Consider the following 15138-nt stretch of genomic DNA (forward strand, 5'->3'; position numbering starts at 1 on the left):
AATCAAGAAGAGCAAAAACAGGAATTAATTGATATTGAGAGTAAAGAGAATCTTTCTGAATCGCCAAAAAATCTTTCTGAACCTGAACTAGGAGATTTTGATGATAATTTTACGTGGTCAGCAATGGTTTTAGCTGCTCAAGGAAAGAAAATAAATCAAATTTCGATAGATGAAATTGATTGGCTAACTAAATTAAGAAAAGGATTAGAAGAAACAAGAAAAGGATTTGTTACTGAATTGTTGGATAAATTGGGAGATGATCCCCTAACTCCTGAATCTCTTGATGAATTAGAGACTCTATTAATAAGAGCTGATGTTGGTATTGATTCAACTGATAAGGTTATGGGCTCTCTCAGAAAAAAATTAAATGAAGAAGTTGTTGGGGGAGAAGCAGGGATAAAATTCCTTAAGAAGGAATTAAAATTAATTATCGATAAACCAATAAAAAATTCAGGTACTGATCTTTTAGTACCTCAAAAGGGTAAGTTAAATGTTTGGCTTTTAGTAGGAGTTAATGGTGTTGGGAAAACTACTACCTTAGGAAAATTAGCATATCTGTCAGCGAAAAGTAATTACAAAACCTTGATAGCTGCTGCTGACACTTTTAGAGCTGCAGCGGTTGAACAACTGAAAGTTTGGGGTGAGAGGAGCAATGTTGATGTTATATCTAATCAATCAAAAAATGCTGATCCAGCTGCTGTAGTTTTTGATGCAATTAATTCTGCAAAAAAAAGAAATATTGACTTATTGTTAGTTGATACAGCAGGAAGATTGCAAACAAAAAACAATTTGATGGATGAACTAGCAAAAATAAAAAAAATTATTGATAAAAAGGTACCAGATGCAATGGTTGAATCATTATTAGTTTTAGATGCAAGTCAAGGTCAAAATGGTTTAAAACAAGCAAAAAGTTTTGCTAAATCTGCAAATTTAACCGGAGCAATTATCACTAAATTAGATGGTACATCTAGAGGTGGTGTTTCTTTAGCTGTTTCTGAAGAAGTTAATTTGCCAATAAGATTTATTGGAGCAGGAGAAGGTATAAAAGATTTGAGACCTTTTAACAGTTATGAATTTGTAGAAGCAATGATTGCCGATAAATGAATATTTAATTAAAATTTTTTAAAAATTAAAATTTAATGTTAAAACATATTTATCTATTAAATTTGTTGTGACAAATAATCAAAAAGAAAAATTATTTACAAACAAATTTATCCAAAAATTTTTAGACAATAAATCTATAGCATCTTTAGAAGATAAATATAAATTTGCTGAAATTTCATCTTCATTATCTTACTATCTAAAATCTTTTTCAAATATAAATAAATTACTTGATTATATATGCTTAATTTTAAAACATATTTTTAATGAAAATATAATATTAATTATTCCTTTAAACGATACGGGTGAAATATGGCATGAAAACATAAAAATTTCTTCTAATAATGAATATTTAAAAATTCAAGAAGAAATTAGTATTTTTTTTAATCAATTTAATTTCTCGAAAAACTTTAAAATAAAAGATACTAAAACATTTGAAAATTCCCTAAAAAATAAATTTAAAGAATATAAAATTGAGAAAGAAAAAGTATTATCTCGAGGAAAATGTAGAGGATTTGTTTACGTTTTTAGCAAATCTGTAACTAGTCAATCGATACTTGAAGATAGTAATTTTAACTTTATTTTAAATTGCCTTGCTCTTGGATTAGAAAATTACTGCTTAATAAAAACAAAAAAGAAGCATGAGAATGTAGATAGAGAAATATCTACGGGAGCTGAAATACAGTCCCAATTACTACCAGATTATTGCCCAGATATTTATGGAGTCGACCTAGCTGCGCACTGTAGACCTGCTCTTCAACTTGGCGGCGATTATTACGATTTTATGTGCTTAAAGACTAATATTTCAGAAAAAAGAAAAGAAAAAGCTAGATGGGCCTTAGTAATAGGTGATGTTATGGGTAAGGGTATACCAGCAGGTTTGCTAATGACTATGCTGAGAGGAATGCTTCGTGCAGAAGTTCTTACAGGTTTACCTCCAGATAGGATTTTGCATGATTTGAATCAACTAGCAATAAATGATTTAGATCAATCGAATAGATTCGTGACATTATTTTACTCAGATTATGACCCCAGAACTAAAAAATTAAGATACGCCAATGCAGCTCATAATCCTCCTTTGCTTTGGAAAAATTCAGAACAGAAAATTATAAAATTAGATGCAGATGGATTCGTTTTGGGACTTCAAAAAGATGCTGAATATAATTGTTCTGAAATAAAGTTGAATGAAAATGATTTAGTTTTATATTATACCGATGGAGTAATCGATACTTCTAATTCTCTAGGAGAAAGATTTGATGAGGAAAGGTTAATTAAAATTCTTACAAAATTATGCAAGCAATCCTATACATCTCAAGAAATATTAAATAAATTATTTAAAAAATTAGATGAATTTACAGGTCAAAATAGACATCTAGAAGATGATGCATCCATAGTTATTTTCAAATTGAAATAGAAATTTTGTCACTAAAAGAAAAAAATGCTTTATTAGAGATATAAGAGTTATTAATTGATATGGCAAAAGTATGGAGTAAAAGATTCGATAATACACTAAATCCATTCATTGAAAAGTTTAATGCTTCAATTAGTTTTGATAAAAAACTTATTTTAGAAGATTTAGAATGCTCTATTGCTCATGCAAAAATGCTTGGTAAAACTCAGGTTTTATCATCTTCTGAAACTTTGCAAATTATTAATGGTCTTAAGCTAATAAAAGTTGAGTATTTGGAAGGTAAATTTTATCCTAATCCTCCTTCTGAAGATATTCATTATTGTATTGAAGAAAAACTAATAAGTTTAATTGGTGAAACTGGAAAAAAATTACATACAGGCAGAAGTAGAAATGATCAAGTTGGTACTGACATAAGATTGTGGCTGAGAAAAGAGATTGACAACATTGAAATTTTAATAATTGATTTGCAAAAATCTTTCTTAAATCTTGCGAAGTCAAATATTTATACCTTAATTCCTGGATATACGCATATGCAAAGAGCACAACCATTATCGTTAGCTCATCATTTATTGGCTTATTTAGAAATGCTTCAAAGAGATCGTGAAAGGTTTAAAGAAGTAAGATCAAGAGTTAATATTTCCCCATTAGGAGCAGCAGCATTGGCTGGTACAAAAATAAAAATAGATAGGAACTTTACCGCTGCAGAATTGGGTTTTGACAAGATATATAAAAATAGTATTGATGCGGTAAGTGATAGAGATTTTTGTATAGAGTTTGCGTCTGCATCTGCATTGGTAATGTCACATTTAAGTAAAATTTCAGAGGAAATAATTTTATGGGTTACAGATGAATTTTCTTTTGCACAATTAACAGACAAATGTGCCACTGGCAGTAGCTTAATGCCTCAGAAAAAAAATCCAGATGTTCCAGAATTGATAAGAGGTAAAACGGGGAGAGTTTATGGCCATCTTCAAGCTTTGTTGACCATGGTCAAAGGGGTACCACTTGCTTACAACAAAGATTTCCAAGAAGATAAAGAGCCAATATTTGACACTGCAGAGACGTTATCTTCATGTATTAAAGCAATGACTATTTTAATTAATGAAGGAATTGAATTTAATATTAAAAATTTATCTGATTCGGTAGGAAATGATTTTTCTAATGCTACGGATTTGGCTGATTACTTAGTTTCTAAAAAGGTTCCCTTTAGGACTGCTTATCAAGTTGTGGGTGAACTTGTTAAATATTGCTTAGAAAGAAAAATGTTATTTAAAAATCTTAAAGTTGATGAATTTAAAAAATTTCATCCAGAATTTGATGAGGATGTTTTTATGGATCTTGACCCCTTTAAAGTTGTTAAGTCAAGAACTAGTGAAGGTGGAACAGGTTTTGCCCAAGTAGAAAAAGAAGTAAATAATTGGCAAAAAAGATTGTAAATTTGAATCTCAATTATTTTTCTACAACAAGGGTATGCTTTGAAGTAGTATATAAGAGTAACGTTATGGAACTACTTTTGTAGTTTTTTTAATTTGGTAATTTTTCTTTGTTGAGTTTCAAGTGAGTATTTTTGTTGGTAATTTGCCGTTCCGCGCAGAGCGTGAAGATGTTTCACAGTTGTTTGCCCCTTTCGGTGAGGTTGTAAATTGTTCTCTTCCTCTTGAGAGAGATACTGGTAGAAAAAGAGGATTTGCATTTGTTGAAATGGCAGATGAAGCAACAGAGTCTGCAGCTATTGATAGCTTGCAAGGCACGGAGCTTATGGGTAGACCATTAAGAATTAATAAGGCTGAACCAAGAGGTTCTGGTGGACCTCGAAGAGGAGGAAGAGGTGGCTATGGCGGTGGAAATAATGGCGGCGGCTACGGCGGTGGCTACGGCGGTGGCTACGGCGGTGCAAATTCTGAATCTAATACTTCTTACAGTAATAAATCTTCCGGAGCAGAAGGTTGGGAGGATAGAAGTTATGGAAACTCTTCTGAAAATGCTGAATATGAAAGTGGTAGGAGTAGAAGAAAAAGGGGGGTTTCTAATGAAAGCAATTCTTCAAACGAAGAAAATTAATAACCCATTTTTTCAAGCCAAGTAGTTAATTCTATTAGATACTCGATTTCTAATTTTTGTTTTATGGATTTATTTGAAATTTGATTTCTCCAAATTTTCGCCTTAGGAATTCCTTCAACTAAATTTATTAGATGTTTACAAATATCCCAAGAGTTTCCTCCATTACTTAAATGTCTCTCTATGTATGGAATTAAGGAGAAAATAATATTTGAAGCCGTTTTGGATTTTGCATTAATCCCATAAACTTTTTGATCAATTTCAGACCATCTCAATGGATGTTTATATACTGATCTCCCAATCATGACACCATCAAAATGATTTAGGGCTTCCAACGATTCATCGATAGTTGTTAAACCACCATTTATTTCTATTAATAATTTTGGATTTAATTTTTTTAATTTTTTTACTACATCGTATTCAAGCGGAGGTATGGTTCTGTTTTGTTTTGGATTTAAACCTTTTAAAATTGCTTTCCTTGCATGAACTGTAAATCTTTCTGCGCCAGCATTTGCGACGTGCCTTACAAAATTATTCAAATTTATAAAACTATAATCATTGTCTACACCGATTCTGTGTTTAATAGTAACCGGTAAGCTGCAGCTATTTTTTAAAGATTCTATGCATTTTGCTACTTTTTCAGGATCTTTCATAAGTGAAGCGCCAAAATTCCCAGAACAAACTCTTGGACTTGGACAACCAACATTAAAGTTTATTTCGTCATAACCCCAATCCTCCGCCATTCGGGCAGCCTCTTTAAGGATTTCAGGATCATCTCCACCAAATTGAATTGATATCGGATGTTCTTCATTATTGAAATCTAAAAATTTTTCTTTTTTGTTCGAATAAACTAAACTTTGGGCTACAATCATTTCTGTATATAAGAGAGCCTCGGTACTAATTTTTCTCATTATCATTCTGAAATGTTTATCAGTACAATCCATCATTGGAGCGATACTTAATTTATGAATATTTTTAATAGAATTAGATTGGGTTAAGCTCATTATTTTTTATGTGATTTAAATATATGCATCAATTTCTATCAAGAAGAACTTTTATTCTAATTCCTACTATGTCAATCTTAAAAATATTATTTAAGCCTATGCAAGTATTAGCTTCTTCACTCGTTTCTAAAGAAGAGTGGAATTTATCAAAAGATGAATGGAAATCTAGGCTTAGTCCAGAATCTTATTATGTTTTAAGGGAAGAAGGAACTGAAAGAGCCTTCAGTAGTCAATTAAATAATGAGAAAAGAAAAGGTGTTTTTCATTGTGCAGGATGTGATTTGCCGCTTTTTCTCTCAGATAAAAAGTATGACAGTGGCACAGGATGGCCAAGTTTTTGGGATTCGATTCAAGGATCAGTTGAAACCAAGATTGATTTTAAGTTGATTGTCCCAAGAACTGAATATCATTGCTCTAGATGTGGAGGTCATCAAGGGCATGTCTTTAATGATGGACCACGCCCTACAGGAAAAAGATACTGCAATAACGGCTTAGCATTAAGGTTTGTTCCAGATTAAAAAAATTGTGCGGCCTTCCGCAACTTGTTTTGTGCATCACTTTATTGGAAAATAGTTTTATTAAATTTTTAGAAAAATGATTGAAAATCAATCAGACAATATTGATATTAAAGAAAATGATGTTCCTAATCAGGATAGTGTTCCTGAGGATACTTTATCTGTTGAAGATAAAATAGTCGAAAAGGAAGAATTATCTCCACAAAATTCAGAAGAAATAAATACTGAAGAATTAAAAAATACTATTTCAAATAATGATGCAAGGTTAGAACAGCTAGAAAAAGAGCACGAAACATTAAAAAATCAATATGTAAGAATTTCAGCAGATTTTGATAATTTTAGAAAAAGGCAGTCTAGAGATCAAGATGATTTAAAAGTTCAACTTGTTTCTAAAACTTTAACGGCAATACTTCCAATCGTTGATAATTTTGAGAGAGCAAGACAGCAATTAAAACCTGAAAGTGAAGAAGCTCAAGCTCTTCATAGAAGCTATCAAGGATTGTATAAACAATTGGTGGAAGTTTTAAAACAACAAGGAGTTGCACCTATGAGAGTTGTTGGCCAACAATTTGATCCGAATTTACATGAAGCTGTATTAAGAGAGCCTAGTGAAGAGTTTAAAGAAGATTTTATTGTGGAAGAATTGCAGCGAGGATATCATTTAGAGGGAAAGGTTTTGAGACATGCTTTGGTTAAAGTTTCTATGGGACCTGGTAAAGAAAATTCACAAGAGGAAGTAGAAAAGGATACAGTTGAAGAGGATATTGATTCAGGGGAAAATATCTCTGAAGATGTATAAATTCCAAATTTTTACTTGAGCATTGTCTAATGTCTGATTTTTACCAAATACTTGGAGTTTCACGAGATGCTGATGCGGATACCTTAAAAAGGGCGTATAGAAAATTAGCAAGACAATATCATCCTGACGTTAATAAAGAACCTGGTGCTGAAGATAAATTTAAAGAAATTGGCAAGGCTTATGAAGCATTAGCTGATCCAGAAACTAGAGCTAGATATGATCAGTTTGGAGAGGCTGGCCTTGGAGGTGCGGCTGGAATGCCTGATATGGGTGATATGGGCGGGTTTGCAGATTTATTTGAAACTTTTTTTAATGGCTTTGGAGGACAAACTCCTCAGGGTGGAAGAACTCAAAGAAGAGGTCCTCAACAAGGAGATGATTTAAGATATGACCTTAATGTTGACTTTAAAGATGCAATATTTGGCCAACAAAGAGAAATTACAATTCCTCATCTTGAGACATGTGAAGTTTGTAGGGGTACAGGTGCCAAACCAGGAACCGGACCGAAAGCTTGCTCAACTTGTGGAGGAAGTGGACAAGTTAGAAGAGCTACGAGAACACCATTTGGTAATTTCACACAAGTAGCTGAATGTCCTTCGTGTAATGGAACTGGTCAAATAATCTCAGATCCATGTACAAGTTGCGGTGGTAATGGAGTAAAGCAAGTAAGAAAAAAATTACGGATTAATATTCCTGCAGGAGTTGATACCGGTACTAAATTAAGAGTTTCCGGAGAGGGAAATGTTGGTTTGAAAGGGGGCCCACCTGGAGATCTTTATGTTTTTATTAAGGTAAAGAAGGATTCAAAATTAAAAAGAGATGGTGTGACTATTTACTCAGAAATAGCTGTGAGTTATTTACAGGCTATTTTAGGAGATACCGTTGAAATTACTACAGTTGATGGCAATGTTAATTTAAAAATTCCTAGTGGTACGCAACCAAATACAACTCTTTCACTTGAGAATAAAGGGGTACCGAGACTTGGTAATCCAGTTGCTAGAGGAAATCATGAAGTTTTAGTAAAGGTAAAATTGCCAACTCGGATAACTGATGAAGAGCGAAATCTTTTAGAGGGTTTAGCTTCTCAGTATTCAGATAAAAATATCAATTCCAGTAGTGGACTATTTAGTAAATTATTTGGTAAAGAATCTTAATGACTTCTTTAAAGCATTTGGATCTTAAATCAGTTCCATGTCCTTTAAATCTAGTCAAAATTAAATTGGCTTTAGAGAAGTTATCCAAAAATGAACAACTTATTGTTGAATTAGATAAAGGTGAACCAGAAGAAATGGTATTAAAAAATTTAAAAGAGATGGGATGTTTGTATGAACAAATCAATGAACATGAAAAATTTTTAAAAATAAAAATTCTTAATGAAAACTAATAGTAAACATTTAGGTTTAGTTACGAAAAAATTTAATGAATTTTTCTTTGTTGACCTAATAAATAAAGAAAACTTTGTAAATAGCGAAAGATTTTTATGTAAGGTAAAAAAGTCTATAAATTTCAAAGATCAATTCATTTATGTTGGAGATGAAGTAGAAATTGACAATATTGATTTAATTAGCAAACGGGCAGTAATAGCAAGTCTAAAAAAAAGACATAATTTATTAACTAGACCTTCAGTTGCAAATATTTCTAACATTTATATTACTTTTTCAGTTGAAGAACCAAAGTTAAATTTATCTCAAGTTAATAGGTTCTTGATATCAGCAGAATCTATAGGGGTTGAAGTGTCATTAGTTTTGACAAAGTGTGATTTGATATCAGATAAAAAACAGACATTCTTACTTGATAAATTTAAGAAATGGGGTTATCAAGCAATTATTTTAAATTTACATAAATCTGATCACTTTGAAGATTTATTAGTTCAGTTAAAGAAAAAAAAGTGTTCGATTTTTATGGGCCCATCCGGTGTTGGTAAAACTACTTTGCTTAACAAGATAATTCCAGGTCTTCAAAATAGTACTGCTCCAGTTTCCAATAAAATTAAGAGAGGGAAAAACACTACTCGAAATGTTGAGTTATTTTCCATATCTAATCAAAGTTATATTGTTGATACTCCAGGTTTTAATATGCAACCTCTAGAGGTTGATATTAGGTTGATACCAAATCTTTATTCGGAAATATATAAACAAGTAAACGATGAAGGAATTAGATGTAAATTTCGGGACTGCTTACATTTGAATGATGAGGGTTGTAATTTAAATAAATCTTTTGAAAGATATTCTTTTTATAAAGAAATGATCGAGTCTTCTAAGAGTCACTATTATCAAAACCCGGAAGATTAAGATTTAATCCACCAGTTAAATCATTCATTCTTTCTTTCATAGTGGTAGTAGATAATTCATGAGCTTTTTGAATGGCTTGTAGTATGTTTTGCTCAATTTTTTCTTTATCTGAATTTAAAATATTTTCTTGTACTTCTACCTTTAAGGGAAGTTGGTTGCCACTAATCCAGACTTTTACCATTTCATCATCACTTTTCCCTTCAATCTCCATAGATTCAAGTTCATCTTGTAATTTTTGAGCATCTTGTTGTATTTGTTTAGCTTTTTTAAAAGCTTCTGTAAGTTGTCCAAAGTTTGGAAGTCCAAAACCCGCCATTTTAAAAAAAAGTTTCTTTAGTTAGGATAGTCAAAACCAATCATTCTTACTTCCGGTTGCAGATAAATTCCTTTTTTTTGTAGTACTTTTTGTTGAATTACAGTTATTAATTCATAAATATCACTTGAACTTGCTGAAGAAGTGTTGATTATAAAATTTGAATGCATTGTAGAAATTTCTGCTCCCCCAATTTTAAATCCTTTTAAACCCATATCATCAATTAATTTTGCTGCATAATTATTTCCAGGATTTTTAAAAACACTACCAAAACTTGGTAGATGATATGGTTGTGTTTCTGTTTTTAATTTAAGGTTATTTTTGGTTGTTTGAATTAATTGTTTTAGATTCCCATTAGGTTCAAAATGTAATCTTGCACTAATAATTGTTAAATCATTTATTTGAAAAGAGCTAAATCTATACTCAAAATTGATATCTTTTTTTTCAATTTCAAGTTCTTCATTAGTTTTATTATTTATAACTTTTACGGAAATAAGATTTTTTGCTAGCGATAAATTACCTGTGCCAGCATTCATATAAATTGCTCCTCCTAGTGTTCCTGGAATGCCGACAGCCCATTCCCCTCCTTGTAATCCATTTTTAGCAAGAGAATTAGATAATGTTGGGAGCATTACACCTGCTTCCGCTTCAACAATTCCTGTATATGGCTCTATCCTCAGTGATTTTAATTTTTTTGTACAAATAACTAAGCCTTTTATGAAAATATTATTTATTAAAAGATTTGAACCTGCGCCAATTATTTGACATCTTTGTTTGTTTAAATTGGCCCATTGTATTAGATATGAAAATTCTTCTAAATTTCTTGGCTCAGCAAAATATTCAGCTACTCCTCCCACTTTTATAGTTGTATAACTACTTAGATTACAGTTCTCAGAAAAAATTATTTTATTCATAACTTAGTTAACTATTTTAATTGTTGTTTCCATTTAAAATTGACCAGAAATTATGACAATCGCCAGCTCCCATATTCAAAATTAAATCCCCTTTTTGAGTTAATTCGTAAAAATTCTTTGTAACTTCATAATAATTACTTATGTAACTAACATTTTTATTTTTTTTATAAATCAGATCAGTGATAATTTTCGAAGTAATTTTATTTTTGTTTCCTTCTCCTGCTCCATAAATACTGGTTACATAAACAACATCTGCTTTTGATAATTCTTCAGCCAATTCTTTAGTGAATTGCTTTACTCGAGAGTATCTATGAGGTTGAAATATGGCTATTAATCTACTTTTTTGATGTTCAATATTATTTTTTTGCTGAATCAATAATCTTCCTAATTTAATAGTTTCTTTTATTTCGTTTGGGTGATGTGCATAATCATCATATAAAATTCTTTCATCTATCTGGCCTCTGAATTCAAATCTTTTTTTTGGGAGTTTCAGATATTTTATATTTTTCTTAATTTCTATAAAATCTACTCCAATCATTCTTGAAGCTGCTATTGCTGCGGTGATATTGGATAGATTGTGTAATCCTGGAATTGGAATATTTAAACTACTAATAAAATTTCCATTTTCATAATATTTTCCAATTGTGCATTTTGAATTAATTTCAGTCGGAATTATTGCATAGGCTACGTTTTTAGCCGTAGTGTTTGACCACTTATAAGTAGAATAAAAATTTTTTCTTGAGGTTTCACAATCAAAATTAAGTAGTAATTTTTTAGAGTTGTTAGCGAAACTTTTAAAAGAAGATATGACTTCACTTAAATTAGAAAAGTGATCGCAATGATCAAAATCAATATTATTGATTATTCCGATATCAGAATTATATTTGTTAATTGTCCCATCAGATTCATCAACCTCAGCTACTAAGTATTTTGTATTTTCTAAATGACAATTAGAGTTGTAAATAGGAATTATTCCTCCTGTTATTGAAGAAGAATTAAGTGTACATAACTCAAGTATTGTAGATAGAAATGTACTAGTTGATGTTTTTCCGTGGCTGCCGGCTACCGCCAATGCAGTATAAGTGCGCATTAGCATTGCTAGTATCTCTGAACGATGTTTTATTGATAAATTTTTTTCTCTGCAGTACGAAAATTCTTCATTTTCTGGCTTGATCGCTGAGCTTACAACAAAATTAATCATTTTGTTGGTAAATTTTGAAATAACAAATTCAATATTTTGTCGAATTTGAGAAGTAAATATTACTGCACCTAATTCCTCTAATTTTTTAGTTTCATCGTTTTTAACTAAATCAGATCCTGAAACTGAACAACCTTTTTTAAGTAAACCTATTGCTAATGCTGACATCCCAATACCTCCAATCCCAATAAAATGAAAATGACTTTTCAACAGTAATTTTTTATCCAATGTTTACCTTTTACTTAAATCAAAATAACTTCTAGTTAAAATTTTGCTATTTTTTCTTAAAAAAAATGTTTTTTTTTCTTGAATTAATACAAAACAAGACTTATTTGCTTAATAAATCAAAAAAAACTTACGTTATTGCACAAAATTCAGTATGATCAGCAACTTAGGTTAATCTTTTAGAAATTATTAATTATGACTTTGCGTGTTGCAATTAACGGCTTTGGTAGAATTGGTCGAAACTTTATGCGTTGTTGGCTAAGTAGGGGAGCTTACACCAACATTGAAGTAGTTGGAATTAACGTAACTTCAGATCCCAAGACTAATGCTCATCTATTAAAGTATGATTCAGTCCTCGGTCAGCTTGATGGTGTTGATATCAAATATACAGATGATACTTTTGTAATTAATAACAAGACAATTAAATGTTTCTCTGATAGAAACCCAATGAATCTACCTTGGAAAGACTGGGGTGTAGATTTGGTTATTGAATCTACTGGAGTATTTAATACAGACGTAGGTGCAAGTAAGCACTTAGAGGTAGGAGCAAAAAAAGTCATCCTAACTGCTCCTGGTAAAGGTGATGGCGTTGGTACTTATGTAGTTGGAGTCAATGCTGATACATATAAACATAAGGATTATGATATTTTGAGTAATGCTAGTTGTACAACGAACTGTTTAGCTCCAGTAGTTAAAGTTTTAGACCAAACTTTTGGTATTAACAAAGGTTTGATGACTACAATTCATAGTTATACAGGGGATCAAAGAATTTTAGATAATAGTCATAGAGATCTAAGAAGGGCTAGAGCGGCTGCAACAAATATTGTTCCTACTTCTACAGGAGCTGCAAAAGCAGTAGCTCTGGTATACCCAGAAATGAAAGGCAAATTAACAGGAATTGCAATGAGAGTTCCAACTCCTAACGTTTCAGCAGTAGATTTTGTTTTTGAATCATCTAAATCTGTCACAGCTGAAGAAGTGAATAATGCTATCAAGGAAGCATCTCTAAGCTCAATGAAAGGCATTATTAAATATGGAGATGAACCTCTAGTGTCAAGTGATTATGCAGGTACTAATGAATCATCAATTGTAGATAGCGACCTAACTATGTGTATTGGAGATAATCTTGTTAAGGTTCTTGCATGGTATGACAATGAGTGGGGTTATAGTCAGAGGGTTGTAGATTTAGCAGAGATTGTTGCTAAGAATTGGGAATAATTAAAAGTGCTTAAAAGGTGTATTTTTTAATAATGCATCTTTTTTATCATCTATAAATTCTATCGATGGTTCTCCATCAGCAAAATAGCCAATCTCGTTAATATCTTTATCAAGTTTAGATAAATTCTTTGCCCATTTTTTTGGCAATGAGAAAACTAATTCGTAATCTTCACCTCCAAAAAAATAATATTCGTCCCATTTATCTCCCGTTGGCCAATCCTTATCTTTGGGTATTTTTTCATAATTTATTATCGCTTTGCATTTGCTAGCACTTGCTAAATCTTGTAAAGCTTGAAATAGACCATCACTGCTATCAGTACATCCTATTCTTTTGATTTTTTTATTGGAGCGAGTTTTTATAAGATTTTTTAGAAAATTTGGGTAAACTTTAGGGCGACAAAAATGTTCAATGGATTTATTGATTAATCTTTTTTTAAGAGAAATATCATTATCTAAATTAATTTTATTTTTAATTAAAAATCCTAGTTTGCTAAGACCATGAATTCCTGTAGTTAAGATGACATCTCCTGGTTTACATGCGTCTCTTCGTAATTCAAGTTCACCTTGAATCCCAAAGGCAGTAATTGATATGGCTTTTTGATTACCTTTTGAGCAATCTCCTCCAAGAATTATGCCGCCATATTTTTTTAAAGCTTTATTTATTCCTCTATATAAGTCTTCAACCCAAAACCACTCAGTTCTAGCAGGTAGAACAAGGCTTATTGTAATACCTATAGTTTTCTTGCTTCCACTGGATAATAAGTCAGAGATGTTGCTAACAACTGCTTTCCATCCAAGGTCCTGAGGACAAATAGTAATGTCATTGAAATGAACATTTTCTACCAAAGAATCAGTATTAACAAGTAAATTTTTATTTTTAGTTTTGATTAAAGCGCAATCATCTAAAATTTGGTTTTTAGGCATAAATTTCCCTAGCCTATTTATTAATTCTTTTTCCCCTATATCTTCTAATATTTCTTTATGCATTTAATTTGAGGTTTTCAATCCCTTCTAAAACATCTATTGAAATAATTGTGTCATCTTTAGTCAGCTCTTCTAAAACATCAAATCCATCTATAACATAACCAAAGGCAGCATTCCTCCCGTCAATTAAATTGCGACCTGCTGGATTTAATTCTGCTTCATATAGAAAGAAGAAAAATTGTGATGAGCCATCATCAACTGCGGTATTTGAATGGGACCATCCAAGAGTTCCAAGTGTTGCAAAAGGTAATGTTGGCGTCTCTGTGTAAAGACCTAAATCTTCAAAAGTTTGATTATAGAAAGTATCTTTTTCATCAGGAATTCTTATTTCTAAAGGAACGTGACGTTCTTCATTTGTTTCAGCATCTACATAACCAATAGCTTCCCCAATTGGGTCACCTGTTTGCAGTACAAAAAATTCTTCTGCTCTATTAATTGGCAAATCTTTATAAAAATTTTTTGAAGATAAATCTATAAATGCTCCCGCTGTAAGTGGGGCGTTATATCCATCTACAATAGCTTTCATATCTCCTTTGGAGGTCTTTATATTTACTTTTGCTCTGCCAAGTAATCGTGGTAAATTATCAAACTCTTGGGGAATAGGGTATGGAAACTCACTTGGTAGAAAATATTCTTCTAATCCACCTATTTTATCTAAAGCATCTCTTCGGGTCGCTATAAATGAGTACTTATCCTTTGATTTAGAGTAATCTTGAAGGCTATCAAAATTTTCTTTGAGCTCTAAAAATGTTTTTTCAGCAATTTTCTTTTTGTCTTTTGGTAGATCTTGAATTATTTTACTTTGGTTTTTTTTCAGTAAAGATTGACATTTTGTAACAGTTTTCGTGAGAGCGGGCCATCTTCCTCCTCTTACAAGGTCACTAGTTTCTTCCAGTTTGTGTTGAAGTTCTTGTAACTCAACTTGCTTGATAGGGAGTGCGTTTCTGAGGATTGCACTAGGGTCTTTTACTGCATTTCCAGTAGGTAAATCCGCTAGTACTTGAATCGGTTTTAAGAGAAAAACCTGTAAAATTACAATCGATAGAATTAAGAAAAGTTTGTTCTGATTTGATAAGAATTTTTGCATAGCACTCTTGCAGGTTTATG

Annotated in this window: 16 protein-coding genes; 10 read left to right on the top strand and 6 right to left on the bottom strand. The window is 31.5% G+C overall.

Annotated elements, in window-relative coordinates:
• The 4 genes from ftsY to EU91_RS07565 form a co-directional block, all read left to right on the top strand.
• The coding region (gene ftsY / locus EU91_RS07580; RefSeq protein ID WP_032523801.1) for a signal recognition particle-docking protein FtsY at nucleotides 1-1104 on the top strand (1104 nt) is incomplete at its 5' end.
• Between the two features lie 67 nt (nucleotides 1105-1171).
• Entirely contained in the window at nucleotides 1172-2515 is a 1344-nt protein-coding gene (locus EU91_RS07575; RefSeq protein ID WP_032523802.1) for a PP2C family protein-serine/threonine phosphatase, read from the top strand.
• A 59-nt stretch (nucleotides 2516-2574) separates the two neighbouring features.
• Nucleotides 2575-3948, top strand: a complete 1374-nt coding sequence (gene argH, locus EU91_RS07570; RefSeq protein ID WP_032523803.1) for an argininosuccinate lyase — start codon at nucleotides 2575-2577, stop codon at nucleotides 3946-3948.
• A gap of 121 nt (nucleotides 3949-4069) precedes the next feature.
• The gene (locus EU91_RS07565) at nucleotides 4070-4573 is read left to right on the top strand and encodes an RNA recognition motif domain-containing protein (protein ID WP_032523804.1); all 504 of its coding nucleotides are present in this window, start codon (nucleotides 4070-4072) and stop codon (nucleotides 4571-4573) included.
• On the opposite strand, the gene dusA is transcribed toward EU91_RS07565, so the two are convergent.
• Nucleotides 4570-5574: a tRNA dihydrouridine(20/20a) synthase DusA gene (gene dusA, locus EU91_RS07560; protein WP_032523805.1), complete on the bottom strand. Its 1005-nt coding sequence runs from the start codon at nucleotides 5572-5574 to the stop codon at nucleotides 4570-4572. The genes EU91_RS07565 and dusA overlap by 4 nt on opposite strands.
• A 23-nt stretch (nucleotides 5575-5597) precedes the next feature.
• On the opposite strand from dusA, the gene msrB reads away from it, so the two are divergent.
• The 5 genes from msrB to rsgA all read left to right on the top strand — a co-directional run bounded on the left by msrB (nucleotide 5598) and on the right by rsgA (nucleotide 9179).
• Nucleotides 5598-6092 carry a peptide-methionine (R)-S-oxide reductase MsrB gene (gene msrB, locus EU91_RS07555; RefSeq protein ID WP_032523806.1) on the top strand — a complete coding sequence of 165 codons (495 nt, stop codon included), beginning with the start codon at nucleotides 5598-5600 and terminating at the stop codon, nucleotides 6090-6092.
• Between the two features lie 76 nt (nucleotides 6093-6168).
• Nucleotides 6169-6888: a nucleotide exchange factor GrpE gene (gene grpE, locus EU91_RS07550; RefSeq protein ID WP_032523807.1), complete on the top strand. Its 720-nt coding sequence runs from the start codon at nucleotides 6169-6171 to the stop codon at nucleotides 6886-6888.
• A gap of 29 nt (nucleotides 6889-6917) precedes the next feature.
• Nucleotides 6918-8042 (top strand): molecular chaperone DnaJ, encoded by a 1125-nt coding sequence (gene dnaJ, locus EU91_RS07545; RefSeq protein ID WP_032523808.1) that lies wholly within the window; start codon nucleotides 6918-6920, stop codon nucleotides 8040-8042.
• Entirely contained in the window at nucleotides 8042-8272 is a 231-nt protein-coding gene (locus EU91_RS07540; RefSeq protein WP_032523809.1) for a sulfurtransferase TusA family protein, read from the top strand. The genes dnaJ and EU91_RS07540 overlap by 1 nt, the downstream gene beginning before the upstream one ends.
• On the top strand, nucleotides 8262-9179 hold the full coding sequence (gene rsgA, locus EU91_RS07535; protein ID WP_032523810.1) for a ribosome small subunit-dependent GTPase A: 918 nt from the start codon (nucleotides 8262-8264) through the stop codon (nucleotides 9177-9179). Before EU91_RS07540 ends, rsgA begins: the two co-directional genes overlap by 11 nt.
• Here rsgA and EU91_RS07530 read toward each other — a convergent pair.
• The 3 genes from EU91_RS07530 to murC are packed head-to-tail and all read right to left on the bottom strand — an operon-like array spanning nucleotide 9145 to nucleotide 11832.
• Complete coding sequence (locus EU91_RS07530; protein WP_032523811.1) at nucleotides 9145-9495, bottom strand: YbaB/EbfC family nucleoid-associated protein; 351 nt, start codon at nucleotides 9493-9495, stop codon at nucleotides 9145-9147. The genes rsgA and EU91_RS07530 overlap by 35 nt on opposite strands.
• Nucleotides 9496-9512: 17 nt before the next feature.
• A complete protein-coding gene (gene murB / locus EU91_RS07525) occupies nucleotides 9513-10406 on the bottom strand; it encodes a UDP-N-acetylmuramate dehydrogenase (RefSeq protein ID WP_032523812.1) in 894 nt (297 codons plus the stop codon).
• 16 nt (nucleotides 10407-10422) lie between these two features.
• On the bottom strand, nucleotides 10423-11832 hold the full coding sequence (gene murC, locus EU91_RS07520; RefSeq protein ID WP_032523813.1) for a UDP-N-acetylmuramate--L-alanine ligase: 1410 nt from the start codon (nucleotides 11830-11832) through the stop codon (nucleotides 10423-10425).
• Between the two features lie 192 nt (nucleotides 11833-12024).
• On the opposite strand from murC, the gene gap reads away from it, so the two are divergent.
• On the top strand, nucleotides 12025-13047 hold the full coding sequence (gene gap, locus EU91_RS07515) for a type I glyceraldehyde-3-phosphate dehydrogenase (protein ID WP_032523814.1): 1023 nt from the start codon (nucleotides 12025-12027) through the stop codon (nucleotides 13045-13047).
• Here gap and thiL read toward each other — a convergent pair whose 3' ends face one another.
• Nucleotides 13048-14034 carry a thiamine-phosphate kinase gene (gene thiL, locus EU91_RS07510; protein ID WP_032523815.1) on the bottom strand — a complete coding sequence of 329 codons (987 nt, stop codon included), beginning with the start codon at nucleotides 14032-14034 and terminating at the stop codon, nucleotides 13048-13050.
• The gene (locus EU91_RS07505; protein WP_032523816.1) at nucleotides 14027-15118 is read right to left on the bottom strand and encodes a peptidylprolyl isomerase; all 1092 of its coding nucleotides are present in this window, start codon (nucleotides 15116-15118) and stop codon (nucleotides 14027-14029) included. The genes thiL and EU91_RS07505 overlap by 8 nt, the downstream gene beginning before the upstream one ends.
• Between the last annotated feature and the right edge of the window lie 20 nt (nucleotides 15119-15138).

Source organism: Prochlorococcus marinus str. GP2, assembly GCF_000759885.1.
Taxonomy (GTDB): domain Bacteria; phylum Cyanobacteriota; class Cyanobacteriia; order PCC-6307; family Cyanobiaceae; genus Prochlorococcus_A; species Prochlorococcus_A marinus_J.